General features: G+C 67.2%; 18 protein-coding genes. 15 read left to right on the top strand and 3 right to left on the bottom strand.

Annotated elements, in window-relative coordinates; translation table 11 throughout:
* Positions 1 to 13: 13 nt before the first annotated feature.
* The 6 genes from LGN19_RS15130 to LGN19_RS15105 all read left to right on the top strand — a co-directional run bounded on the left by LGN19_RS15130 (position 14) and on the right by LGN19_RS15105 (position 6,445).
* A complete protein-coding gene (locus tag LGN19_RS15130; RefSeq protein WP_031402340.1) occupies positions 14 to 1,039 on the top strand; it encodes an ABC transporter permease in 1,026 nt (341 codons plus the stop codon).
* Between the two features lie 76 nt (positions 1,040 to 1,115).
* Positions 1,116 to 2,027 carry a sugar phosphate isomerase/epimerase family protein gene (locus tag LGN19_RS15125; protein ID WP_226215639.1) on the top strand — a complete coding sequence of 304 codons (912 nt, stop codon included), beginning with the start codon at positions 1,116 to 1,118 and terminating at the stop codon, positions 2,025 to 2,027.
* Positions 2,028 to 2,086: 59 nt separating this feature from the next.
* Positions 2,087 to 3,100: a Gfo/Idh/MocA family protein gene (locus tag LGN19_RS15120; protein WP_226215637.1), complete on the top strand. Its 1,014-nt coding sequence runs from the start codon at positions 2,087 to 2,089 to the stop codon at positions 3,098 to 3,100.
* Positions 3,101 to 3,130: 30 nt separating this feature from the next.
* Entirely contained in the window at positions 3,131 to 4,057 is a 927-nt protein-coding gene (locus tag LGN19_RS15115; protein ID WP_226215635.1) for a TIM barrel protein, read from the top strand.
* 32 nt (positions 4,058 to 4,089) lie between these two features.
* Positions 4,090 to 5,262 (top strand): Gfo/Idh/MocA family protein, encoded by a 1,173-nt coding sequence (locus LGN19_RS15110; RefSeq protein WP_226215633.1) that lies wholly within the window; start codon positions 4,090 to 4,092, stop codon positions 5,260 to 5,262.
* Between the two features lie 298 nt (positions 5,263 to 5,560).
* On the top strand, positions 5,561 to 6,445 hold the full coding sequence (locus LGN19_RS15105; RefSeq protein WP_043182499.1) for a MurR/RpiR family transcriptional regulator: 885 nt from the start codon (positions 5,561 to 5,563) through the stop codon (positions 6,443 to 6,445).
* 59 nt (positions 6,446 to 6,504) lie between these two features.
* Here the strand turns inward: LGN19_RS15105 and LGN19_RS15100 are convergent, their stop codons facing one another.
* On the bottom strand, positions 6,505 to 8,025 hold the full coding sequence (locus LGN19_RS15100) for a CoA-acylating methylmalonate-semialdehyde dehydrogenase (protein WP_174954531.1): 1,521 nt from the start codon (positions 8,023 to 8,025) through the stop codon (positions 6,505 to 6,507).
* A 113-nt stretch (positions 8,026 to 8,138) separates the two neighbouring features.
* Here LGN19_RS15100 and LGN19_RS15095 point away from each other — a divergent pair, with 113 nt between their 5' ends.
* From LGN19_RS15095 to LGN19_RS15065, 7 genes are all read left to right on the top strand, one after another.
* Positions 8,139 to 9,074, top strand: a complete 936-nt coding sequence (locus tag LGN19_RS15095; protein WP_226215631.1) for a LysR family transcriptional regulator — start codon at positions 8,139 to 8,141, stop codon at positions 9,072 to 9,074.
* A gap of 117 nt (positions 9,075 to 9,191) precedes the next feature.
* Positions 9,192 to 9,419: a sulfurtransferase TusA family protein gene (locus LGN19_RS15090; RefSeq protein WP_006402122.1), complete on the top strand. Its 228-nt coding sequence runs from the start codon at positions 9,192 to 9,194 to the stop codon at positions 9,417 to 9,419.
* Positions 9,420 to 9,614: 195 nt separating this feature from the next.
* A complete protein-coding gene (locus LGN19_RS15085; RefSeq protein WP_122945122.1) occupies positions 9,615 to 10,037 on the top strand; it encodes a peptidase in 423 nt (140 codons plus the stop codon).
* A 268-nt stretch (positions 10,038 to 10,305) separates the two neighbouring features.
* Positions 10,306 to 11,010, top strand: a complete 705-nt coding sequence (locus tag LGN19_RS15080) for a response regulator transcription factor (RefSeq protein WP_006490421.1) — start codon at positions 10,306 to 10,308, stop codon at positions 11,008 to 11,010.
* Complete coding sequence (locus LGN19_RS15075) at positions 11,007 to 12,368, top strand: FecR domain-containing protein (protein ID WP_226215629.1); 1,362 nt, start codon at positions 11,007 to 11,009, stop codon at positions 12,366 to 12,368. The genes LGN19_RS15080 and LGN19_RS15075 overlap by 4 nt, the downstream gene beginning before the upstream one ends.
* Before the next feature lie 10 nt (positions 12,369 to 12,378).
* Positions 12,379 to 14,766: a CHASE2 domain-containing protein gene (locus tag LGN19_RS15070; RefSeq protein WP_226215627.1), complete on the top strand. Its 2,388-nt coding sequence runs from the start codon at positions 12,379 to 12,381 to the stop codon at positions 14,764 to 14,766.
* Between the two features lie 37 nt (positions 14,767 to 14,803).
* Entirely contained in the window at positions 14,804 to 15,418 is a 615-nt protein-coding gene (locus tag LGN19_RS15065; RefSeq protein ID WP_122945125.1) for a DUF4136 domain-containing protein, read from the top strand.
* A gap of 60 nt (positions 15,419 to 15,478) precedes the next feature.
* On the opposite strand, the gene galU is transcribed toward LGN19_RS15065, so the two are convergent.
* Both galU and LGN19_RS15055 read right to left on the bottom strand, forming a co-directional pair.
* A complete protein-coding gene (galU, locus tag LGN19_RS15060; RefSeq protein WP_122945126.1) occupies positions 15,479 to 16,363 on the bottom strand; it encodes a UTP--glucose-1-phosphate uridylyltransferase GalU in 885 nt (294 codons plus the stop codon).
* Positions 16,364 to 16,450: 87 nt separating this feature from the next.
* A complete protein-coding gene (locus LGN19_RS15055) occupies positions 16,451 to 19,318 on the bottom strand; it encodes a valine--tRNA ligase (protein WP_226215625.1) in 2,868 nt (955 codons plus the stop codon).
* A gap of 272 nt (positions 19,319 to 19,590) precedes the next feature.
* On the opposite strand from LGN19_RS15055, the gene LGN19_RS15050 reads away from it, so the two are divergent.
* Positions 19,591 to 21,954, top strand: a complete 2,364-nt coding sequence (locus LGN19_RS15050; RefSeq protein ID WP_122945128.1) for a UvrD-helicase domain-containing protein — start codon at positions 19,591 to 19,593, stop codon at positions 21,952 to 21,954.
* Complete coding sequence (locus LGN19_RS15045) at positions 21,951 to 22,748, top strand: 5'-methylthioadenosine/adenosylhomocysteine nucleosidase (RefSeq protein ID WP_174961319.1); 798 nt, start codon at positions 21,951 to 21,953, stop codon at positions 22,746 to 22,748. Before LGN19_RS15050 ends, LGN19_RS15045 begins: the two co-directional genes overlap by 4 nt.
* Positions 22,749 to 22,760: the final 12 nt, after the last annotated feature.

The raw sequence follows: 22,760 nt of genomic DNA, 5'->3' as shown, positions 1-22,760 counted from the left end.
TGGAGACAAAGCAATGGGCAACCTGAACCCGGTCGCGGATGCGCAGACCATGACCATCAAGGCGCGGCACACGAAGTGGCCGCCCGAACTGAGCATCTTCCTCGTGCTCGTCGGCATCAGCCTGTTCTTCGAGATCGTCGGCTGGATCGTCGTCGGCCAGAGCTTCCTGTTCAATGCCGAACGGCTCGAGATCATCGTGCTGCAGATGGCCGTGATCGGCATCATCGCGGTCGGCGTGAACCTCGTGATCATCACCAGCGGGATCGACCTGTCGTCGGGCTCGGTCGTGGCTGCGGCGGCGGTCGTATCCGCGAGTCTCGCGCAGGTATCCGATTTTCCACGCGCGGTGTTTCCGCACCTGACCGACCTGCCGATCATCTGGCCGGTGCTGGCCGGCGTATGCGTCGGGCTGCTGGTCGGCCTGCTGAACGGCTCGCTGATCGCGATGACGGGCATCCCGCCGTTCATCGCGACGCTCGGCACGATGGTGGCTGCGCGCGGGTTCGCGAAGTGGTTCACCAACGGGATGCCGGTGTCGATGCTGACCGACCAGTTCGCGGCCATCGGCGCAGGCGCCAACCCGGTGATCATCTTTCTCGTGATCGCCGCGATCTTCCACGTCGTGCTGCGCTACACGCGCTTCGGCAAGTACACGTATGCGATCGGCGCGAACCGTCACGCGGCCGTCGTGTCGGGCATCAACGTCACGCGGCACCTGATCTTCGTCTACGCGATCGCGGGACTGCTGAGCGGGATTGCCGGCACCGTGACGGCCGCGCGGGCGATCTCGGGCCAGTCGGGCATGGGCGTGATGTACGAGCTCGATGCGATCGCGGCGGTCGTGATCGGCGGCACGTCGCTGTCGGGTGGCCTCGGCCGCGTGACGGGCACCGTGATCGGCGTGCTGATCCTCGGCGTGATGACGTCGGGCTTCACGTTCATCCGCATCGACGCGTATTACCAGGAGATGGTCAAGGGCGCGATCATCGTCGCGGCCGTGATCGCCGACCAGTACCGCAACAAGAAGAAGCGCCGCTGACCCTTCGTGCATCGCCGGGCGGGGGCGGCACGTGCCGCCGCCTTCGTCCGGAACCCGCCACCGTCGAGGACATTCGATGAAGATCGCGCTGGACCCCTACATGATTCGCCACCTGTCGCTCGACCGCCTGCCGCACGCGGTGGCCGAGCTTGGCTACGACCAGATCGAGTTGTCGCCGCGCAGCGACTTTCTCGACTGGTGGGTGATGCCGCGCGCCACGCGCGAGCGGATGGCCGCGTTCCGGCAGGCGATGCGCGCGAGCGGCGTCGGCCTCGCGTCGCTGCAGCCGATGTACCGCTGGGCGAGCCCGTTCGAGGACGAGCGGCAATGGGCGGTGCGCTGCTGGAAGAAGGCGATCGAGGTGGCGGTCGAGATGGAGTGCGCGCTGATGGTGTCGGAGTTCGGGCGCGGCGCGTCGCCCGAGCGCTCGGTCGGCGAGCGGCCCGGCGCGAACCCGAAGGAGCTGTGCGAAGCCGCGTGGTTCCGTTCGATGGACGAGCTGCTGCCGATCCTCGAGCGCGAACGCATCGTGCTGTCGGTCGAGCCGCATCCGGAGGACTGGATCGAGCAGCTGCAGCCCGCGATCGACATCGTCACGAATATCGGCTCGCCGTCGTTGAAGCTGTCGTACATCGCGCCGCACACCTTCTACTACGGCGACGACATGGCCGCGATGATCGCGCAGGCCGCGCCGATTCTCGCGCACGTGCGCGTGGCCGACACCTTCGACCACCGCAAGAGCAGCCAGCTGCGCTACATCGTGAACCCGCCCGGTTCGAACCAGGTCCGCGTGCACCAGCATCTCGACATCGGGCAGGGCGAGATCGACTGGGACGTGTTTTTCCGCGCACTCGGCGTGGCAGGCTTCGACGGCGTGATGTCGTCGTGCGTGTTCGCGTGGGAGGACCGCGCGGAAGCATCGTCGCGTTACATGCGCGACACGATCCAGCGCTACGTCGATCGTCATTTCGATCGCACGACGCGCTGACGGATGACTGACCGGTGCGGCGCGTGCCGCACCGCCAATGAACGACTGGAGACTTTGAGATGACCTTGCAAATCGGCGTGATCGGCTGCGGTGCGATCGGCCAGGACCATATTCGCAGACTGACCCGCACGCTGTCCGGCGCGCGGGTCGTGGCCGTCAACGACATCGATCCGCAGCAGGCGCGTGACGCGGTGACGAAGTACGGGCTCGATGCCGAGATCTATGGCGATGGCCACGAGGTGGTCGCGGCCGCCGACGTGCAGGCCGTGCTCGTCACGTCGTGGGGGCCGACGCACGAAGCGTTCGTGCTCGATGCAATCGCGCACGGCAAGCCCGTTTTCTGCGAGAAGCCGCTCGCCGTCACGGCCGACGGTTGCATGCGGATCGTCGAGGCTGAAGTCGCGCACGGCAAGCGGCTCGTGCAGGTCGGCTTCATGCGTCCGTACGACGAAGGCTATCGCGCGCTGAAGCGCGTGATCGACAGCGGCGAGATCGGCGCGCCGCTGATGCTGCATTGCGCGCACCGCAACCAGTCGGTCGGCGAGCGCTACACGACCGACATGGCGATCACCGACACGCTGATCCACGAACTCGACGTGCTGCGCTGGCTGCTCGGCGAGGACTACGTGAGCACCCAGGTCGTCTATCCGAAGAAGACGCGCCATGCGTCCGCGCATCTCGCCGATCCGCAGATCGTGCTGCTGGAAACCGCGAGTGGCGTGCGTATCGACGTCGAGATCTTCGTGAACTGCCAGTACGGCTACGACATCCAGTGCGAGGTGGTGGGCGAGCAGGGCATCGCGAAGCTGCCCGATCCGCCTGCGGTGGGGCTCAAGCATGCGGCGCGAAAGTCGGTCGAGATCATGACCGACTGGAAGGAGCGCTTCATCGCGTCGTACGACGTCGAACTGCAGGCGTTCATCGACGGCGTGCGGGCGCACGCGCTGACCGGGCCGTCGGCCTGGGACGGCTACGCTGCGGCGGTCGCGGCCGACGCGTGCGTGCGTGCGCAAAAGAGCGGGGCGGTCGAGCCGATCGCGATGGCCGAACGTCCCGCGTTCTATTGCGGCTGAACCCTGCGCATTCCTGCCGGATCGACCGACATGACGATGAAGATTGGCTGTGCGCCCTGCTGCTGGGGTGTCGACGATGTAAAGAATCCACATCTGCCGCCGTGGCGGCACGTGCTCGCCGAGGCGGCGCAGGCCGGCTACTCGGGTATCGAGCTTGGGCCATACGGCTACATCCCGCTGGAACTCGACGTGGTGAGCGCGGAGCTGGAGCGGCAGCGCCTGAGCATCACCGCCGGCACGATCTTCGATGATCTCGTGTCGCCGGCGAACCTGCCGAACCTGCTGCGCCAGACGCGCGAGATCTGCGCGCTGATCACGCGGCTGCCGAAGCTGCCGACGCAGGACGGCCAGCGCCATGCGGCGCCGTACCTGGTCGTGATGGACTGGGGCCATGAGGAACGCGACTACGCGGCGGGCCATGGCGATCGCGCGCCGCGGCTGTCGGACGAAAGCTGGTCGACGATGGTCGAGCACATCCGGCAGATCGCGACGCTCGCGCGCGACGCATTCGGCGTGCGCACGGTGATCCATCCGCATGCGGGCGGTTACATCGAGTTCGCGGACGAGATCGACCGGATCATCGCCGACATCCCGGCCGACACGGCCGGCCTGTGTCTCGACACGGGCCACCTGTACTACTCGGGCATGGATCCGGAAACCTGGCTGCGCCGCCACGCGGCGCGCCTCGACTACGTGCATTTCAAGGACATCGACGCGGCCGTGTACGACGCGGTGATGGGCGAGCACATCGCGTTCTTCGCGGCTTGCGCGCGCGGCGTGATGTGCCCGATCGGCAAGGGCGTGCTCGACTACCGGTCGATCAAGCAGGCGCTCGACGAGATCGGCTACGCCGGCTACATCACGATCGAACAGGAGCGCGACCCGCGCAATGCCGGCACGAGCCTGCGCGACGTGGCCGCGAGCCGCGCGTTTCTCGCGTCGGCCGGTTTCGCTTGATGATCTGACTACGGACAAGGAACGACACAATCATGATCGACGGACAGATTCTGCTTGGACATTCGATTCGCTGGGGCATGGTCGGCGGCGGGCTCGGCAGCCAGATCGGCTACAGCCACCGGTCGGCCGCGTTGCGCGACGGCAGCTTCCAGCTGGTCGCCGGCGCATTCGACATCGATCCCGAACGCGGCCGCCAGTTCGGCGTGAAGCTCGGCGTCGCGGCCGAGCGCTGCTATCCCGACTACGCGACGATGTTCGACGCCGAGGCGCGCCGTCCGGACGGCATTCGCGCGGTGTCGATCGCGACGCCGAACAACACGCACTTCGAGATCTGCCGCGCCGCGCTGAACGCGGGGCTGCACGTGGTCTGCGAGAAGCCGCTGTGCTTCACGACCGAGGAGGCCGAGGCGCTGGAGCGGCTGTCGGTCGAGAAGAACCGGATCGTCGGCGTCGCGTATGGCTATTCCGGACACCAGATGATCGAACAGGCGCGCGAGATGATCGCGCGCGGCGATCTCGGCGAGATCCGCATCGTGCAGATGCAGTTCGCGCACGGGTTCCACAGCGAGGGCGTCGAGGCCGCGAGCGCGGCCGCGCGCTGGCGCGTCGATCCGAAGATCGCGGGCCCGAGCTACGTGCTCGGCGACATCGGCACGCATCCGCTGTACATCTCCGAAGTGATGGCGCCCGAGCTGAAGATCCGGCGGCTGATGTGTTCGCGGCAGAGCTTCGTGAAAAGCCGCGCGCCGCTGGAAGACAACGCGTTCACGATCATGGAATACGACACGGGCGCGGTCGGCTACGTGTGGTCGAGCGCGGTGAATGCAGGCTCGATGCACAGCCAGAAGGTGCGCGTGATCGGCTCGAAGGCGAGTGTCGAGTGGTGGGACGAGCATCCGAACCAGTTGCGCTACGAAGTGCAGGGGCAGCCCGCGCAGGTGCTCGATCGCGGGATGGGTTATCTGCATCCGCACGCATTGCGCGAGGATCGCATCGGCGCCGGGCATCCGGAAGGGCTGTTCGAGGCGTGGTCGAATCTCTATGCGCGCTTCGCGCTCGCGATGGATGCGGCCGATCGCGGCGACGCCGCGGCGTTGAAGAGCATCCGCTATCCGGACGTCCATGCGGGCGTGGAAGGTGTGCGCTGGGTCGAGAACTGCGTGCGCTCCGCCGATGCGGGCGGCGTGTGGGTCGACTATCGCTGAACCGCGCGCGACGGGCCGGCTGCGGTGCGCGGCGCGCCCGTCGTGCAAGGCTTCGCACCGGCGGCCGGCCTTGGTAGACACCCTAATCTTTACGACGCCGCGAGAGCGTTGGACAATCGCTTCCAGTATTGCCGTGGAGCGTAGGCAAGTGATGATCGAGCGCGTGGGAGCGAGCACGCGGCGCGGGCCGCGCCGCAAACGTGATTAAATTCGCCCTTCATGCATGTATCCAGGTGAGCCCCGGGCCGCGTTCGTCAACCTCGCGCGCACGTCGGGGCCGTCAACTTCGCGCTATCCGATGAGCTCATCCGAGAAACCTCCCGCCACTGTCGAGCAGTTCCTGCAGCATCTGACGCAGGAGTACGACGGCCTCAGCAATCGCCTGAAGGTGATTGCGCGCCACGTGGAAACGCATCGGGACCAGCTTGGCCTGGAAGGCATCCAGTCGCTCGCGGAAGCGTGCGGCGTCCAGCCGTCGGCCGTCGTGCGCTTCGCGAAGCATTTCGGGTTTTCCGGCTTCTCCGAGATGCAGAAGCTGTTCCGCGAAGGCCTCGCCCAGCAGATCGCGCCAGGGCGTGCGTACAACCTGCGGCTGCGCGACGTGATCGAATCGGGCTCGTCGAGCCTGCAGCCCGAGCAGATCGCCGACGAATTCATCAAGGGCAGTATTGCCGGGATGCAGCAGCTGCGGCAGACGCTCGATTCGCAGGCGCTCGCGCAGGCCGTCGACCTGCTCGCCGACACGCAGGCGATCTGGATCGCGGGCTCGCGGCGCGCGTTTCCGATCGCCGTGTACCTCGACTATGCATTGCAGCACACCGACAAGCGCATCGGCCTGTTCAGTGCGCTCGGCAGCATGCATCTCGGCCAGATCCGGTCGGTGCGCGAGGGCGACGTGATGATCGTCATCTCGTTCATGCCGTATGCGGAGGAAACCGTGCAGGTTGCGCAGCAGGCCGTGCAGCGCGGCGCGCGGCTGATCGCGATCACCGACAGCCGGATGAGCCCGCTGGCGCGGGAGGCCGAGGTGACGCTGATGGTGCAGGACAGCGCGACGTTCGGCTTCCGCGCGCTGACGGCCACGATGGGCCTCGCGCAGAGCCTGTTCGTCGCGCTCGCGTACCGGCTCGAACTGTCATACCTGCCGACCGCCGACGGCGCGCACGGCACGCAGGCCGGCTGACGCAGCCTGCCGGCGTACCGCCCGCGCGACCGATCGGCGGGCGGCGTGCCGTCAGGCGGTTACTTCGCGGTCGGCATCGCGAATTCGGCACCCTTGCCGATGCTCGACGACCAGCGCTGCATCACCGACTTCTGGCGCGTGTAGAAGCGCACGCCTTCCTCGCCGTACGCGTGCATGTCACCGAACAGGCTCTTCTTCCAGCCGCCGAAGCCGTGCCACGCCATCGGCACCGGAATCGGCACGTTGATGCCGACCATGCCGACCTGGATGCGCCGCGAGAACTCGCGCGCGATGCCGCCGTCGCTCGTGAAGCACGACACGCCGTTGCCGAACTCGTGCGCGTTGATCAGGTCGACCGCCTCGCCGAAATCCTTCACGCGCACGCAGCCGAGCACGGGCCCGAAGATTTCTTCCTTGTAGATGCGCATGTCGGGCGTCACGTGGTCGAACAGGGTGCCGCCGGTGAAGAAGCCGGCCTCGCGGCCCGGTACGCGCAGCCCGCGGCCGTCGACCACCAGTTGCGCGCCTTCGTTCACGCCTTGCTCGATATAGCCTTCGATACGCTTCAACGCATCGCCGGTGACGATCGGGCCCATCTCGACTTCCGGCGACATCCCGTCGCCGATCACCAGCTTGCGCGCGCGCTCGGCCACCAGCGGCACGATCTGGTCCGCAATGTCGCCAACCAGCACCGCGACGCTGATCGCCATGCAGCGTTCGCCGGCCGAGCCGTACGCGGCGCCGATCAGCGCATCGACGGCCTGCTCGAGGTTCGCGTCGGGCATCACGACGAGGTGATTCTTCGCGCCGCCGAGTGCCTGCACACGCTTGCCGGATTGCACGGCACGCTGCTGCACGTAGGCCGCGATCGGCGTCGAGCCGACGAAGCTGACGGCCTGCACGTCGGGGTGATCGAGCAGCGCGTCGACCGCGCCCTTGTCGCCTTGCACGACGTTGAACACGCCGGCCGGCAGCCCGGCCTGCGTGAGCAGGTCGGCGATGAACAAGGCTGCCGACGGGTCGCGCTCGCTCGGCTTCAGCACGAACGTATTGCCCGTCGCGATCGCGACCGGGAACATCCAGCACGGCACCATGCACGGGAAGTTGAACGGCGTGATGCCCGCGACGACGCCGAGCGGCTGACGCATCGTCCAGTTGTCGATGCCGGTGCTGACCTGGTCGGTGAAGTCGCCCTTCAGCAGTTGCGGCACGCCGCAGGCGAATTCGATGATGTCGATGCCGCGGGCGACTTCGCCCTGCGCGTCGGAGAACACCTTGCCGTGCTCGGCGGTAATGATCGCCGCAAGTGCGTCGCGGTGCTCGTTCATCAGTTGCAGGAAGCGGTGCATCACGCGCGCGCGGCGGATCGGCGGCGTCGCGGCCCAGGCCGGGAACGCGGCGTGGGCCGACGCGACGGCCTGCTGCACTTCGCTGTCGTCGGCGAGCGCGACGCGGCGCACCGCGCGGCCGAGCGCCGGGTTGAGGACGTCCTGGAAGCGGCCGCTGCGGCCGGCGACGGGCGCGCCGTCGACATAGTGGCCGACGTCGGCGTCGGAGGTGTACGCGGGAACCGGATTCATCGTGTCTCCTGGGGATCGGGTGGGGGTGGACAGCACCAAGTCTAGGCAAACGGGCAGGGCGGGAGAAGGCCGCGCAGCTTGATTCACTGTTCAGAATTCTGAATAATCACCGGATGAATCAGCAAAATGTCCAGGCGCTCTGGCCACATATCCATTCGCTGACGGTGCTGGCCGCGGCCGGCAGTTTCACGGCTGCCGCACAGCGGCTCGGCATCAGCAAGGCCGCGATGAGCCAGCGCATCGCCGATCTCGAAAAGGCCGCCGGCGTGCCGCTCGTGCGACGTACGACGCGCAGCGTGCGGCTCACCGACGCGGGCCAGACGCTCGTCGACAGCACGCGCGACGCGTTCGAGTCGATCGGGCAGCACTTCGCGCGCGTGAAGGATCTGGCCGGCGAGCCGCGCGGCTTGCTGCGCGTGACGGTGCCGGTCGCGCTCGGGCGCCAGCAGGTCGTGCCGCACCTGCCCGATTTCCTGCGCCAGCATCCGGGCGTGCAGATCGAACTCGACCTGTCGGACCGGCTGCATTCGCTGACGCAGGAGGGCTTCGACCTCGCGATCCGCCATACGACCACCGCGCCGCAGACCCACGTCGCGTGGAAGTTGTGCGACACGCGCTCGCTGCTGGTCGCGAGCCGCGACTATCTCGACGCGCGCGGCGAGCCGCGGCACCCGAGCGAACTGGTCGACCACAGCTGCCTATGCTACCTGCGCGACAACGAACCGGCCGCGTGGAGCTTCGAGCCGGACGGCCGGCGCCGCGAGCGCGTAAGCGTGCCCGTGCGCGGCAGTTTCGCGGCAAACAACAGCGAGGCGATGCGCGAGGCTGCGCTCGGCGGGCTCGGCATCGCGCTGCTGCCGGATTTCAGCGCGCAGCGCGATCTCGACGCCGGCCGGCTCGTCGCGCTGCTCGACGGCTGGCGGCCGTCGGGCGCGTTCGGCGACCACATCTTCGCGATCCGCCCGTACAGCCCGGTGGTGCCGAGCGCGGTGCGCGCGCTCGTGCGGCACCTGCGCGAGCGGCTCGCGGGCGGCTTCTCGGGCACCTGAGCCCGGTGTCCGCGGGCGTCGCGCCGCTGACGGCCCGGGCAGGCACGGCGGCGCTGCGGTAAAATCACCGCTTCTTTCCGCGCCTTGAATGGCGCGTCATTCGAAGGTCGACAGCCGATGCAGATTCACAAGGAAGTGGACGCGCGCGGGCTCAATTGCCCGTTGCCGATCCTGCGTGCCAAGAAAGCGCTCGCCGATATGGAAAGCGGGCAAATCCTCAAGGTGCTCGCGACCGATCCGGGCTCGCAGCGCGATTTCGCCGCGTTCGCGAAGCAGACGGGCAACGAGATCGTCGAATCGACGACACAGGACAAGACCTTCGTGTTCCTGATGCGCCGCCGCTGACGGCTCGCATCACGGCGCCGGCAGCGCCTGGCGCCGGCCACACTTTTCTGACAATTCTTAAACCTCGCTTCGTGATCGGCTGCGTATACTGACCCGGCCGGTCGTCCGCTCCCAGCGGATGCGCCGGCCACGGTACGTCATACGGCGGGCACGGGGGCCATGCCTGACGCTACCGTCGTACAACGGGGAGAGGACATGTCCTTCAGACCAGGGACCATTCGAAGTCCGTCCGGAGCGGAACGCAGCGTATCGGGACTGAGCCGTATCGAGCTCGACCCGCAACGGGATCGCCACGCGCGTGCCGCGCTGGAGGCCTACGCGGATTCGGCCGCGGCCGAGATGCCGTGGCTGGCCGAGTGGCTCGACGAACGGCTGCGCGATGCCGCGCAGGACGACGGCTCGGGCCTGACCTACTGCGGTGCGACGATCGAACGTGTGTTCGATCTGGCGCAGGCGTGGGCGGCGAGCCAACCGGACTATGCGGCCACCGCGTGGGAGCGTGTGCGCGGCCAGCTGCAGCGGATGCTTGTGCAACCGGCGCGTTCGGAACCGCTGTCGCCGCGTGTGCCGGCCGACGATGTCGCCGAGTCGGTGGCCGGTATCGCGGGCGTCGACTAGGCGCTCGATTGCGCGGTAGAAAGGATTATTCGAAGAAAAGACGGTAGTCCGCGCAATTTATTGGCGAATTTCATACTACTATGATGAAATCGCCGGTTCGTCCGTACCCCGTTTTTGAGATATTTAGCCGGGGGCGCCGGTTTGCGCAGGTGGCGCGAGCGGCGAACGACGGCTCGCCGGCCGGTATTCTGCAGCCGCGCGCGTGCTGCGCGGCGGGATGGGGGCGGGGAGCTGAACTGGACGAATCGATTTCGATTTGCGGGGTGCTATGAGAATTGCTGTACTGGATGACGATCCGGCCCAGACGGATTTCGTCAGTCAAACGCTGACGGCCGTTGGCCATACGTGCTATGCGTTCAAGGAAGGCAAGGCCCTGAAGAAGCGTCTGCAGCGCGAGACGTTCGATCTGCTGGTGCTCGACTGGAACGTGCCCGACATGTCCGGCGAGGAAGTGCTGAAGTGGGTGCGTGCCAATCAGACCGAGCACAGCCTGCCGATCATCTTCATGACGAGCCGTGACGACGAGGCGGGGATCACGCAGATCCTCAATGCCGGCGCCGACGATTACGTGGTCAAGCCCGTGTCGGGCCCGATCTTGCGCGCGCGCATCGGCTCGCTGCTGCGCCGTGCGTATCCGGTCAACGCCGAGGCGACCGTTCGCGAATTCGATCAATTCCGTTTCGACGTGAACCTGAAGCAGGCCTACGTCGGCGACAAGGCCGTGAGCCTCACGCAGAAGGAATTCGAACTCGCACTGCTGCTGTTCCAGCACCTCGACCGGCCGCTGTCGCGCGCGCACATTCTCGATCTCGTGTGGAAGCAGGCGACCGACATCCCGTCGCGCACGATGGATACGCACATCTCGATGCTGCGCACCAAGCTCGGCCTGCGGCCCGAAAACGGCTATCGCCTTGCGCCGATCTACGGCTACGGCTACCGGCTCGAGCGGGTCGGCCAGGGAGAACCGGAGTGACCACGGGAATCACGCAGCGCACGGCGCCCCGGCGCACGATCGCGCTGCACGCGGCCTGCGCGGTCGCGTTCGCGTTTGCTGCGCAGCATGCGGCTGCGCAGCCGCCCGCCGCGGCAGGCAAGATGGTCGTCTATCGTACGCAGGCGGGCGACACGCTGTACGACGTCGCCGCGCGCTATCTGCAGGGCGCGGACGACTGGCAGCTGCTTCAGCAGATCAACGGCGTGCCCGCACCGAAGCACCTGCAGCCCGGCATCGCGCTGAAGCTGCCGGTCGCGCGTCTGCGCAAGGAAAAGCTGACCGCGCGCGTCGTCGCGGTGCAGGGCACGGCCGAACGTGCGTCCGGCGACGCTTTTACGCCGCTCGCGAACGATGCGACCCTCGCCGAAGGCGACCGCGTGCGCACGGGCCCGAACGGCTTCGTGACGCTCGAGCTGGCCGACGGCACGCACATGAGCCTGCCGCCCGACAGCCAGCTCGACCTGAAGGCGCTGCGCCGCACGGTGCTGACCGGCACGCTCGATCGTGAGTTCGAACTCACGCGCGGCTCGGTCGACAGCGAGGTCACCCATCTGAAGAAACGCGAAGACCGCTTCCAGATCCGTTCGCCGTCGGTCGTGGCCGGCGTGCGCGGCACGCACTTTCGCGTGAATTACGACGCGGCCGGCAATGCGTCGACGCGCGTCGAAGTGCTCGATGGCACCGTCGGTGTCGCGGGCGACCGGCAGCCGGCCGGCCCGACGCTCGTGCATGCGAATTTCGGCAGCGTCGCGACGTCGTCCGGTGCCGTCGGCGCGCCCGTCGAGCTGCTGTCCGCGCCGGCGCTCGCGAATCCCGACAAGGTGCAGGACGAGCCCGACGTCACGTTCGACGTCGCACCGCTCGCCCAGGCGCATGCGTACCGCGTGCAGCTCGCGCACGACGCGGGGCTGCTCGACCTGTTCAGCGAAACGCGCACCGATTCGCCGCGCGCAGTCTTCCACGGCGTACCGAACGGGAACTACTTCGTGCGGGTCGCCGCGATCGATGCGAACGGCCTCGAGGGCCGGCCGCGCACGTACGCGTTCGAACGCCGCGTAATGGGGCTCGACGCGAGCGCGTCGCCGGGTGCCGGCGGCTATGAGTTCCGCTGGTCGCCGAACGGTTCGGGCAAGGATGCGCGCTACCGGTTCGTGCTGTCGCGCTCGAAGGACCTGAGCGCGCCGGTCGTCGACCAGGTCGGCCTGCATGCGCGCCAGATCACCGTCGCGCATCTGCCGCCGGGCGACTATTTCTGGGCCGTGACCGTCGAGGAGTTCGAGGGCGGCAAGTTCTACGAGAAGACCAGTCCGGTCAGCGCGTTCACGCTGTCGCGCTGATTCGCGGCGCATGAAACCCGACTCCGTTTCCCCGCGGCGGGGCCTCGGCCGCCGCTTCCTGATCGAATGGATCGCGATCGGCTGCCTCGGGATCGCGGTGATCCTCGTATGCGCGCTCGGCCGCCTGTCGGGAAGCGTCGACGGCCTGATCTACGACCGGCTGCTGATGTTGCGCAGCCTGCCGCTGTCGCCCGACGTGGTCGTCGTCGACATCGACAACCGGAGCGTGTCCGCGCTCGGCCGCTGGCCATGGCCGCGTGACGTGCATGCGCGGCTGCTCGATACGCTGGCGCGCGCGCAGCCGGCTGCCGTCGTCTACGACGTGCTGTTTACCGAACCGTCGCCGGAGGATCGCGCGTTCGCGGATGCGATGAGCCACGTACCGACCTTCCTGCCCGTGCTGCTGAGCCCCGAGCAGGCGGACGGCACGCGCGCGGTCGATCCGCCGGTGGCCGCGCTCGCGGCGCGCGCGGTCGGGCTCGGCCACATCAATCTCGAAGTCGACCGCGACGGCATCGTACGCAGCGTTGCGCTGTTCGAAAGCGACGGCCGCGTGCGCTGGCCGCAACTGATGGTGCCGGTGTACCAGGCGATCCAGGGCGGCCGGCTGCATCCGGTCGGCGGTGCACCCGGCGCGCACGCGCACGACCTGTCGCGCGACGCGGCCGGCGAGGGCCGCTACCTGATCCCGTTCAGCCGCAACACGCCCGCTTATCCGACGCTGTCGTTCAACGACGTGCTCGAAGGGCGCGTGAAGCCCGACGCGCTGCGCGGCAAGATCGTCGTCGTCGGCGTGACGGCGTCGGGGCTGTACGACCGCTTCGCGACGCCCGTGTCCGGCGAGTTCGGGCCGCTCGCCGGCGTGTATATCCATGCCAACGTGCTCGACATGCTGGCGACCGGCAGTGCGATCTCGCCCGCGTCGCGCGCCGGGCTGTTCGCCGCGTCGCTGCTGCCGCTTGCCGCGCTGCTGGGCGGCTTCCTGATGCTGTCGCCGTGGCGCGCGCTGCTGCTGACGCTGAGCCTCGCCGCGCTCGCCGTCGTCGCGAGCATGGCGCTGCTGTTCGCGGCACGCATCTGGCTGTCGCCGGCGCCCGCGATCTTCGGGCTGGTCGCCGTCTACCCGATCTGGAACTGGCGGCGCCTCGAAATGACGATGTCGTACTTGCGCCGCGAGCTGCAGCGGCTCGCCGACGAGCCGCACCTGCTGCCCGAGGCGCCGCGCACGCGCAGCGTCGGCGGCGACGTGCTCGAGCGGCAGATGGCGCTGATGGCACAAGCCGCGCAGCGCGTGCAGGACATGAAGCGCTTCGTGTGGGACAGCCTCGACAGCATGCCCGAGCCGATCTTCGTGACCGACCTGGCCGGCACCGTGCTGATCGCGAACCATGCGGCCAAGCGCTACGGGTCGCGCCTCGCGCTGCCGTTGCCGGAAGGGCGGCCGCTGCGCACCGCGCTCGGCGAGCTGACGTTCATGAAGACCGTCGACGGCAACGTCGAACACGACGTGGCGATCCGCGAGCACTGGCCGGCCGTGCTCGACCCGACGCTCGAGGCCGAACACGACGCGATGGCCCGCGGCATCGAGGTGCGCGATCGCGACGGGCTCGACCATCTGCTACGCTACGCGGCTTGCACGAACGCGCAGGGCCGCGTGACGGGCTGGATCGCCGGTCTCGTCGACGTGACCGAACTGCACGCGGCCGAGCGGCAGCGCGAGGAAGCGTTGCACCTGCTGTCGCACGACATGCGCTCGCCGCAGGCGTCGATTCTCGCGCTCGTCGAGATCGAACGCGACCGCGCCGAGACCGACGCGATGCGCGGGCTCCTCGCGCGGATCGAACGCTATGCGCATCGCGCGCTGTCGCTGGCCGACGAGTTCGTGCAGCTGGCGCGCGCGGAGTCGCAGGTGTACCAGCTCGACGTGACGAGCCTCGTCGACGTGCTGATCGATGCGAGCGACGAGGTGTGGCCGCAGGCACAGGCGAAGCACATCCGCGTCGACACCGATGTCGGCACCGACATGTGCTGGGTGCGCGCGGATCGCTCGCTGATCACGCGCGCGTTCGTGAACCTGCTGAACAATGCAGTCAAATACAGTCCGTCCGGTACCGTGATCACGTGTACGCTGGCGGTCGAGCACGCGTCGAAACGGATGTTCTGTACGATTCGCGATCGGGGATACGGCATTGCGCCGGAAGATCAGCGGCATCTGTTCGAGCGTTTCAAGCGGTTCCATGCCGGCGAGCGGCCCGAGATCTCGGGTTCCGGGCTCGGCATGGCATTCGTGAAGACGGTCGTCACGCGCCATGGGGGCAGCGTGTCGGTCGACAGCGAGGTGGGTGTCGGCACCGCGGTGACGGTGTCGCTGCCTGCGATCGACGAGCCGTCCGCCTGACAGGGCCGGGTGCGACGGCAGGCATTTGGGGAAAGCCATGAGAAAGGAATGGGCAGCGACCGCGCTGGCGGCGTCGCTGTTGACGGGTTGCGCCGGTGTGACGAGCGGCGTGAGTGCGGTCGGGCAGCCGAACGCGTTCGCCGCCGATGCGCACGGTTACGATTTCGTGCGGACGGCCGCGCAGGCCGACGATGCCGAATACCGGCAGATCGAGACGCTCGTGCGCGACGAACTCGCGCACCGCGGCTTCGATGCGAAGCCGCTCGCGGCCGCGCACTACCGGCTGTCGATCGCGTATGCGACGCAGCCGGCCTCGGTCGCGGCGAGCGCCGACGGGTGTGGCGCCGCGAGCAGTGCATGCGTGACGGTCGACGGGCCGGCGCCGTTCGCGCTGCCGTTCATGGGCCGCGTATATCGCCATGTGCTGACGCTGCGTTTCGTCGACGCGAAATCGGGCGCCGACGTCTACCGCGTATCGGCGGCGCTGCGCGATCGCGATCCCGGCACGCAGCAGGCCGCGCCGGCGCTCGTGAAGAGCGCGCTCGCGAAGGTGCCCTTCGGCGACGGCGGCGGCTGGCTCGTCAAGACGAAAAAAGACGACGCGGGCGGGATGCCGGGCGTCGTCTCGGTGAAGCCGGCCAACGCGCGCTGAGCGGCGGCCGGTGAGGTGAGGGCGGGCTCACCGGAGTGAGCCCTGGTGCCCTGGCCGCGTTCAGTCGGCCGGGTGCGCGCCGCCGCGCGTGCGCAGGTACGCGTCGAAGTCCGCACCGACTTCCGAGTGGCGCAGCGCGAATTCGACCGTCGCCTTCAGGTAGCCGAGCTTGCTGCCGCAGTCGTAGCGCGTGCCCTGGTACTTGTAGGCCAGCACTTGCTCATCGGCGAGCAGCGACTGGATCGCGTCGGTGAGCTGCAACTCGCCGCCCGCGCCGGGCTTCAGCGCGCGCAGGTGCTGGAAGATCCGCGGCTTCAGGATGTAGCGGCCGACCACGCCGAGGTTCGACGGCGCGACTTCCGGCGCCGGCTTTTCGACGATCGCCGACATCTTGACGATCGACTCCTCCCACTCCTTGCCGTCGACGATCCCGTACGACTTCGTTTCCGACGGCGGGATCTCTTCGACGCCGATCACCGAGCTGTGATAGTGGTCGAACACGTCGACCATCTGCTTCATCACGGGCGGGTTGCCGTCGAGCAGGTCGTCGGCAAGGATGACCGCGAACGGGTTGTCGGCCACGAGCTTTTCCGCGCACAGCACCGCATGGCCGAGGCCGAGCGCTTCCGGCTGGCGTACGTAGAAGCAGTCGACATGGCTGGGCTTGATGCTGCGCACGAGCTCGAGCAGCTTTTCCTTGCCGCGCGCCTCGAGCTCGGCCTCGATTTCATACGACTTGTCGAAGTGATCCTCGATCGCGCGCTTGCTGCGCCCGGTGACGAAGATCATCTCGGTAATGCCGGCGGCGATCGCTTCCTCGACTGCGTACTGGATCAGCGGCTTGTCGACGACCGGCAGCATTTCCTTCGGGCTTGCCTTCGTTGCCGGGAGGAAGCGTGTGCCGAGACCGGCAACAGGGAATACCGCCTTGGTGACTTTCAACATGATCGAACCTTTATTCCTGTAATCGATTTGTCAGACGGTTTATGTTCACGCCCGCATTATAGTGAACGCAAACGACCTTGCGGTTTGTTACGCAGGCAACCGATCCAGCTGCGCGCGCAGTTTCTCAAGGGTGCTCTGGAATTCCGCGACGCGCTTCTGCTCCTGTTCGACCACGGCCGGCGGCGCTTTCGCGACGAATGCCTCGTTGCCGAGCTTTGCATTGCACTTCACGATCTCGCCCGTCAGGCGCGCGATTTCCTTCGACAGACGTTCGCGTTCGGCTGCAACGTCGATCTCGACCTTCAGCACCAGCTTGTTCGGCCCGACGATCGCGATCGGCGCGCCGTGCGCTTCCTTGTCGAGCGCTGCTTCGTCCGCGAGGATCTGCACTTCCGACAGGCGTGCAAGCGCCTGGACGTACGGTGCGAACGAGCGCAGGCGCTCGGCATCGCCGGCTGCAAGCAGCGGCACCTTGGTGGCCGGCGACAGGCTCATCTCGCCGCGCAGGTTGCGGCACGCGTCGACGATCGCCTTCAGGTCGGCCGCCCACTGCTCGGACGCCTCGTCGATCTTCTGCAGGTTCGCGACCGGGTACGCCTGCGTCATCAGCGACGCTTCGCCCTCGGCCTTGCCCTGCGGATAGCGGCCCGCCAGCGGCGCGACCTTCTGCCAGAGTGCTTCGGTGATGAACGGGATGATCGGGTGCGCGAGGCGCAGCACCGTTTCCAGCACGCGCAGCAGCGTGCGGCGCGTCGCGCGCTGCTGTTCCGGCGTGCCGTTCTGGATCTGCACCTTCGCGAGTTCGAGATACCAGTCGCAGTATTCGTCCCACACGAACTTGTAGATGCTGCTGGCGATATTGTCGAAGCGGTAATCAGCGAAGCCCTTCGCAATGTCGGCCTCGGTGCGCTGCAGCAGCGACACGATCCAGCGGTCGGCCGCCGAGAAGTCGAGGTAGCCGCCCGGGCCGCAATCGCCCGCGCCGCAGACTTCCGGCTTGTCGCTGCCGCAGTCGTGGCCTTCGCAGTTCATCAGCACGAAGCGCGTGGCGTTCCACAGCTTGTTGCAGAAGTTGCGGTAGCCTTCGCAGCGCGCGAGGTCGAAGTTCACGTTGCGGCCGAGCGTTGCCATCGATGCCATCGTGAAGCGCAGCGCGTCGGTGCCGAACGCGGCGATGCCGTCCGGGAATTCCTTGCGCGTCTTCTTCTCGATCGTCGCGGCCTGCTTCGGGTTCATCAGGCCCGTCGTGCGTTTCGCGACCAGCGTGTCGAGGTCGATGCCGTCGACGATGTCGATCGGGTCGAGCGTGTTGCCCTTGCTCTTCGACATCTTCTGGCCTTCCGCGTCACGCACGAGGCCATGCACGTACACGGTGTGGAACGGCACCTGGCCCGTGAAGTGCGTGGTCATCATCACCATCCGGGCGACCCAGAAGAAGATGATGTCGAAGCCCGTGACGAGCACGGACGACGGTAGGAAGTGCTTCAGTTCAGGCGTTTCGTTCGGCCAGCCGAGCGACGAGAACGGCACCAGCGCCGACGAGAACCACGTGTCGAGCACGTCTTCGTCGCGCTTCAGCGCGCCCGCATAACCCTTCGCGGCAGCCTTCGCGCGCGCTTCTTCCTCGTTGCGGGCGACGAACACCTCGCCGTTCTCGCCGTACCACGCGGGAATCTGGTGGCCCCACCACAGCTGGCGCGAGATGCACCAGTCCTGGATGTTCTCGAGCCACTGGTAGTAGGTGGTCGTCCAGTTTTCCGGGACGAACTTGATCTGGCCGTTGCGCACGACGTCGAGCGACGTTTCCGTGATCGACTTGCCGGGGTTGAACGTGCCTTCCGGCGCCGGCTTCGTCATCGCGACGAACCACTGGTCGGTCAGCATCGGCTCGATCACGACGCCCGTACGGTCGCCGCGCGGCACCATCAGCTTGTGCGGCTTCACCGAGTCGAGGAAACCCTCGGCGTCGAGGTCGGCGACGATCGCCTTGCGCGCGTCGAAGCGGTCGAGGCCGCGATACTGCTCGGGGCCGTTGTCATTGATCTTCGCGTCGAGCGTCAGGATCTCGATCGGCGCGATCTTGTGACGCTGGCCGACCTGGTAGTCGTTGAAGTCGTGCGCGGGCGTGACCTTCACGACGCCCGTGCCGAACTCGCGGTCGACGTAGTCGTCGGCGATCACCGGGATCTCGCGGCCCGTCAGCGGCAGCGTGACGAGCTTGCCGATCAGGTGCGCATAGCGCTCGTCTTCCGGGTGGACCATCAGCGCGACGTCGCCGAGCATCGTTTCCGGGCGGGTCGTGGCAACGGTCAGCGAGCCCGAGCCGTCGACGAGCGGGTAGCGGATGTGCCACAGGTGGCCGTTTTCCTCTTCGCTCACCACTTCGAGGTCCGACACGGCGGTCAGCAGCACCGGATCCCAGTTGACGAGGCGTTTGCCGCGATAGATCAGGCCCTGTTCATAGAGCGTGACGAACACGTCGCGCACGGCGGCCGACATCTTGTCGTCCATCGTGAAGTATTCGCGCGACCAGTCGGGCGACGCGCCGAGGCGACGCACCTGGCCGGTGATCGTCGAACCCGACTTTTCCTTCCATTCCCACACGCGCTCGACGAACTTCTCGCGGCCGAGGTCGTGGCGCGACACGCCCTGCGCGTCGAGTTGACGCTCGACGACGATCTGGGTTGCGATCCCCGCGTGGTCGGTGCCGGGCAACCACAGCGTGTTCTCGCCGAGCATCCGGTGGTACCGGGTGAGGCCGTCCATGATCGTCTGGTTGAACGCGTGGCCCATGTGCAGCGTGCCCGTCACGTTCGGCGGCGGCAACTGGATCGAGAAATCGGGGCGGGCCGGGTCGAATGCCGGGGCCGCGTAGCCGCGCTTTTCCCACTCAGGCCCCCATTGGGACTCGATGGTGTGGGGCTCGAAACTCTTCGCAAGCGTGTTGTCGCTCATAGTGGAAATCTGCCGAAAAATGCGTGTGAACTAGATGCCGAATCTGACAATTATAGATGCATCGATATTGATGGTCAGTCACCGTTATCGATGCATCGATATTGATGGCGAGTCGGCGGGCATCCACGCATTGATATTTGCCGGCTATTGCGGACCTCACATCGGCGCATTCTGCGACCGTTGCAGCAGGTTTGCTCGATCACGGACGGCAAGCGTCGCGGCCGACTTATAATGTCGGGTCCGCATTTTTATCGCCCGTCCGCTGCCGCTCCATGCCCGATCTGCTCGCCAATCTGAACCCCGAACAACTCGCCGCCGTCACGTTGCCGAACGAACCGGCGCTGATCCTCGCAGGGGCGGGTAGCGGCAAGACCCGCGTACTGATTACCCGCATCGCGTGGCTGATCCAGCAGGGCTACGCGTCGCCGCCCACCGTGCTCGCCGTCACCTTCACGAACAAGGCCGCGCGCGAGATGATGGCGCGCCTGTCGGCGATGATGCCGATCGACACGCGCGGGATGTGGATCGGCACGTTCCACGGCCTGTGCAACCGGATGCTGCGCACGCACTGGCGCGACGCCGGCCTGCCGCAGACCTTCCAGATCCTGGATACCGCCGACCAGCTGTCCGCGATCAAGCGGCTGATGAAGGCGGCGAACGTCGATGACGAGAAGTATCCGCCGAAGAACGTGCAGTACTTCATCAACAACGCGAAGGAGCAGGGGCTGCGCCCCGACAAGGTCGACGCGTCCGACAACTTCAACCGCAAGTTCGTCGAGCTGTACCAGGCGTACGACCAGCAATGCCAGCGCGAGGGCGTGGTCGATTTCCCCGAGCTGCTGCTGCGCTGCTACGAATTGCTCGCGTACAACGCGCCGCTGCGCGCGCACTACCAGGCGCGGTTCAAGCACATCCTCGTCGACGAGTTCCAGGATACCAACAAGCTGCAGTACGCGTGGCTCAAGATGCTCGCGGGCGGCGAGAACGCGATTTTCGCGGTCGGCGACGACGACCAGTCGATCTACGCGTTCCGCGGCGCGAACGTCGGCAACATGCGCGACTTCGAAGACGAATTCCGCGTGCGCAACCTGATCAAGCTCGAGCAGAACTACCGGTCGCACGGCAACATCCTCGACGCGGCGAACCAGCTGATCTCGAACAACGCGCACCGTCTCGGCAAGAACCTGCGCACCGACGCGGGCCACGGCGAACCCGTGCGCGTGTACGAGGCGAGCACCGATTCGCAAGAAGCCGGCTGGATCGTCGAGGAGATCCGCTCGCTGATCAACACCGGAATGGCGCGCAGTGAAGTGGCCGTCCTGTACCGCAGCAACGCGCAGTCGCGCTCGATCGAGCACACGCTGATGTCGTCGGGCATTCCGTACCGCGTGTACGGCGGCCTGCGCTTCTTCGAACGCCAGGAAGTGAAGCACGCGCTCGCGTACCTGCGCCTGATCGACAATCCGAACGACGACACCGCATTCGTGCGCGTCGTGAACTTCCCGACCCGCGGCATCGGCGCGCGCTCGATCGAGCAGCTCGCCGACGCCGCGCGCCTGTACGGCTGCTCGATGGCCGCCGCGATTCCTTACGTGACGGGCAAGGCCGGCACGAGCCTCGGCGGGTTCGCGAACCTGGTCGCGAAGATGCGCGCCGATACGCAGCAGATGAACCTGCCCGACACCGTCGAACACATCGTGCGCGCCAGCGGTCTTGCCGATTTCTACCAGGGCGAGCGCGAAGGCCAGGACCGTCTCGAGAACTTGCAGGAACTCGTGAACGCGGCCACCGCGTTCATCGCCGAGGAAGGCTACGGGCTCGACACGCCGGCCCGTTCGATCCCGCTGCGCGCGGGCGCGATCGCGGCGCCCGAGCTCGGCACCGCGACGGACGATCCGTCGGTCGACGTGCTCGATCCGGTATCGCCCGCCGACCCGGCACAGAACCCCGACACGATGACGCCGCTCGCCGGCTTCCTGTCGCATGCGTCGCTGGAGGCCGGCGACAACCAGGCGCAGGCTGGGCAGGACGCCGTGCAGCTGATGACGGTGCACGCGGCGAAGGGGCTCGAATTCTCGGCCGTGTTCATCACGGGCCTCGAGGAAGGGCTGTTCCCGCACGAGAACAGCGTGCTCGAATCGGACGGCCTCGAGGAAGAGCGCCGGCTGATGTATGTCGCGATCACGCGCGCGAAGGAGCGGCTCTACCTGTCGTTCGCGCAGAGCCGGATGCTGCATGGCCAGACGCGCTACAACGTGCGCTCGCGCTTCTTCGACGAGCTGCCCGAACATGTGCTCAAGTGGCTGACGCCGAAGGTCGAGGCCGGTTCGCGCTGGGGCGGGCGGTCGGACAACGCCGGGTACGGGCGCGACTGGTTCGCACGGCCGGGCGGCGGCAGCCGCGAGCAGATCGTCGACCCGGCCGTGTCCGCGCCGCTGCCCGCGTTCGCGAACAAGCAGCGCGCGGCCGATACCGGCTTCCGGGTCGGCCAGCAGGTGTTCCACACCAAGTTCGGCGAAGGCACGGTCACCGCGCTCGAAGGCAACGGCACCGATGCGAAGGCGCAGGTGAAATTCAAGCGGCACGGCGAGAAGTGGCTTGCACTCGCGGTCGCGAAACTGCAGGCGGTGGAATGATGGGCATCGACAACGTTGTGACGCCTGCGGCTCGTCCGCTCGGCATTCTCGCTGCGCTGCCCGAGGAACTCGGCGACCTGATCGCCGCGATGCGTGCCGAAGGCGCGATGCAGACGGTCACGCTCGGCCGCCGCGATTATCACGTCGGCACCGTGCATGGCGCGGCCTGCGTCGTGACGCTCGCACGGGTCGGCAAGGTCGCGGCCGCCGCGACGGTCAGTGCGCTGATCCACGTGTTCGGCGTGGCGGGTGTCGTGTTCACCGGCGTCGCGGGTGGCGTGTCGCGCACGGTGCGCGTCGGCGATGTCGTCGTGGCCGATACGCTGCTGCAGCACGATCTCGACGCTTCGCCGCTCTTTCCGCGCTACGAGGTGCCGCTGCTCGGCATCACGCGTTTCGCGACCGACGCGGCGCTGACGGCATGCTTGCGGGCCGCGTGCACGCAATTCGTCGCGGAAGAGGGCGCGCAGTTCGCCGCGCGCTTCGGCCTGGCCGGTGCGACGCTGCACGCGGGGCTCATCATCAGCGGCGACCGCTTCGTGTCGAGCGAGCGCGAGGTCGTCACGCTGCGTGACGCGCTGCCGGATGCGCTCGCGGTCGAAATGGAAGGGGCCGCGATCGCGCAGGTGTGCGCGGAGCACGACGTGCCGTTCGCACTCGTGCGCACGATCTCCGATACGGCCGACGACCACGCGACGCAGTCGTTCTCGCACTTTCTGTCGGCGATCGCGAGCAGCTATTCGTCCGGCATCCTCAAGCGTTTCCTGACGCTGCATGCAACGACGGCGGCCTGAAGCCGCCGCCGT

The sequence above is a fragment of the Burkholderia sp. AU30198 genome (assembly GCF_020419825.1).
Classification (GTDB): Bacteria; Pseudomonadota; Gammaproteobacteria; order Burkholderiales; family Burkholderiaceae; genus Burkholderia.
This window is presented reverse-complemented; position numbering and strand designations above follow the sequence as displayed.

Coding starts and splice junctions, on each gene's coding strand:
- LGN19_RS15130 (WP_031402340.1), top strand. CDS start 14: ATGGGCAACCTGAACCCGGTCGCGGATGCGCAGACCATGACCATCAAG.
- LGN19_RS15125 (WP_226215639.1), top strand. CDS start 1,116: ATGAAGATCGCGCTGGACCCCTACATGATTCGCCACCTGTCGCTCGAC.
- LGN19_RS15120 (WP_226215637.1), top strand. CDS start 2,087: ATGACCTTGCAAATCGGCGTGATCGGCTGCGGTGCGATCGGCCAGGAC.
- LGN19_RS15115 (WP_226215635.1), top strand. CDS start 3,131: ATGACGATGAAGATTGGCTGTGCGCCCTGCTGCTGGGGTGTCGACGAT.
- LGN19_RS15110 (WP_226215633.1), top strand. CDS start 4,090: ATGATCGACGGACAGATTCTGCTTGGACATTCGATTCGCTGGGGCATG.
- LGN19_RS15105 (WP_043182499.1), top strand. CDS start 5,561: ATGAGCTCATCCGAGAAACCTCCCGCCACTGTCGAGCAGTTCCTGCAG.
- LGN19_RS15100 (WP_174954531.1), bottom strand. CDS start 8,025: ATGAATCCGGTTCCCGCGTACACCTCCGACGCCGACGTCGGCCACTAT.
- LGN19_RS15095 (WP_226215631.1), top strand. CDS start 8,139: ATGAATCAGCAAAATGTCCAGGCGCTCTGGCCACATATCCATTCGCTG.
- LGN19_RS15090 (WP_006402122.1), top strand. CDS start 9,192: ATGCAGATTCACAAGGAAGTGGACGCGCGCGGGCTCAATTGCCCGTTG.
- LGN19_RS15085 (WP_122945122.1), top strand. CDS start 9,615: ATGTCCTTCAGACCAGGGACCATTCGAAGTCCGTCCGGAGCGGAACGC.
- LGN19_RS15080 (WP_006490421.1), top strand. CDS start 10,306: ATGAGAATTGCTGTACTGGATGACGATCCGGCCCAGACGGATTTCGTC.
- LGN19_RS15070 (WP_226215627.1), top strand. CDS start 12,379: ATGAAACCCGACTCCGTTTCCCCGCGGCGGGGCCTCGGCCGCCGCTTC.
- LGN19_RS15065 (WP_122945125.1), top strand. CDS start 14,804: ATGAGAAAGGAATGGGCAGCGACCGCGCTGGCGGCGTCGCTGTTGACG.
- galU (WP_122945126.1), bottom strand. CDS start 16,363: ATGTTGAAAGTCACCAAGGCGGTATTCCCTGTTGCCGGTCTCGGCACA.
- LGN19_RS15055 (WP_226215625.1), bottom strand. CDS start 19,318: ATGAGCGACAACACGCTTGCGAAGAGTTTCGAGCCCCACACCATCGAG.
- LGN19_RS15050 (WP_122945128.1), top strand. CDS start 19,591: ATGCCCGATCTGCTCGCCAATCTGAACCCCGAACAACTCGCCGCCGTC.
- LGN19_RS15045 (WP_174961319.1), top strand. CDS start 21,951: ATGATGGGCATCGACAACGTTGTGACGCCTGCGGCTCGTCCGCTCGGC.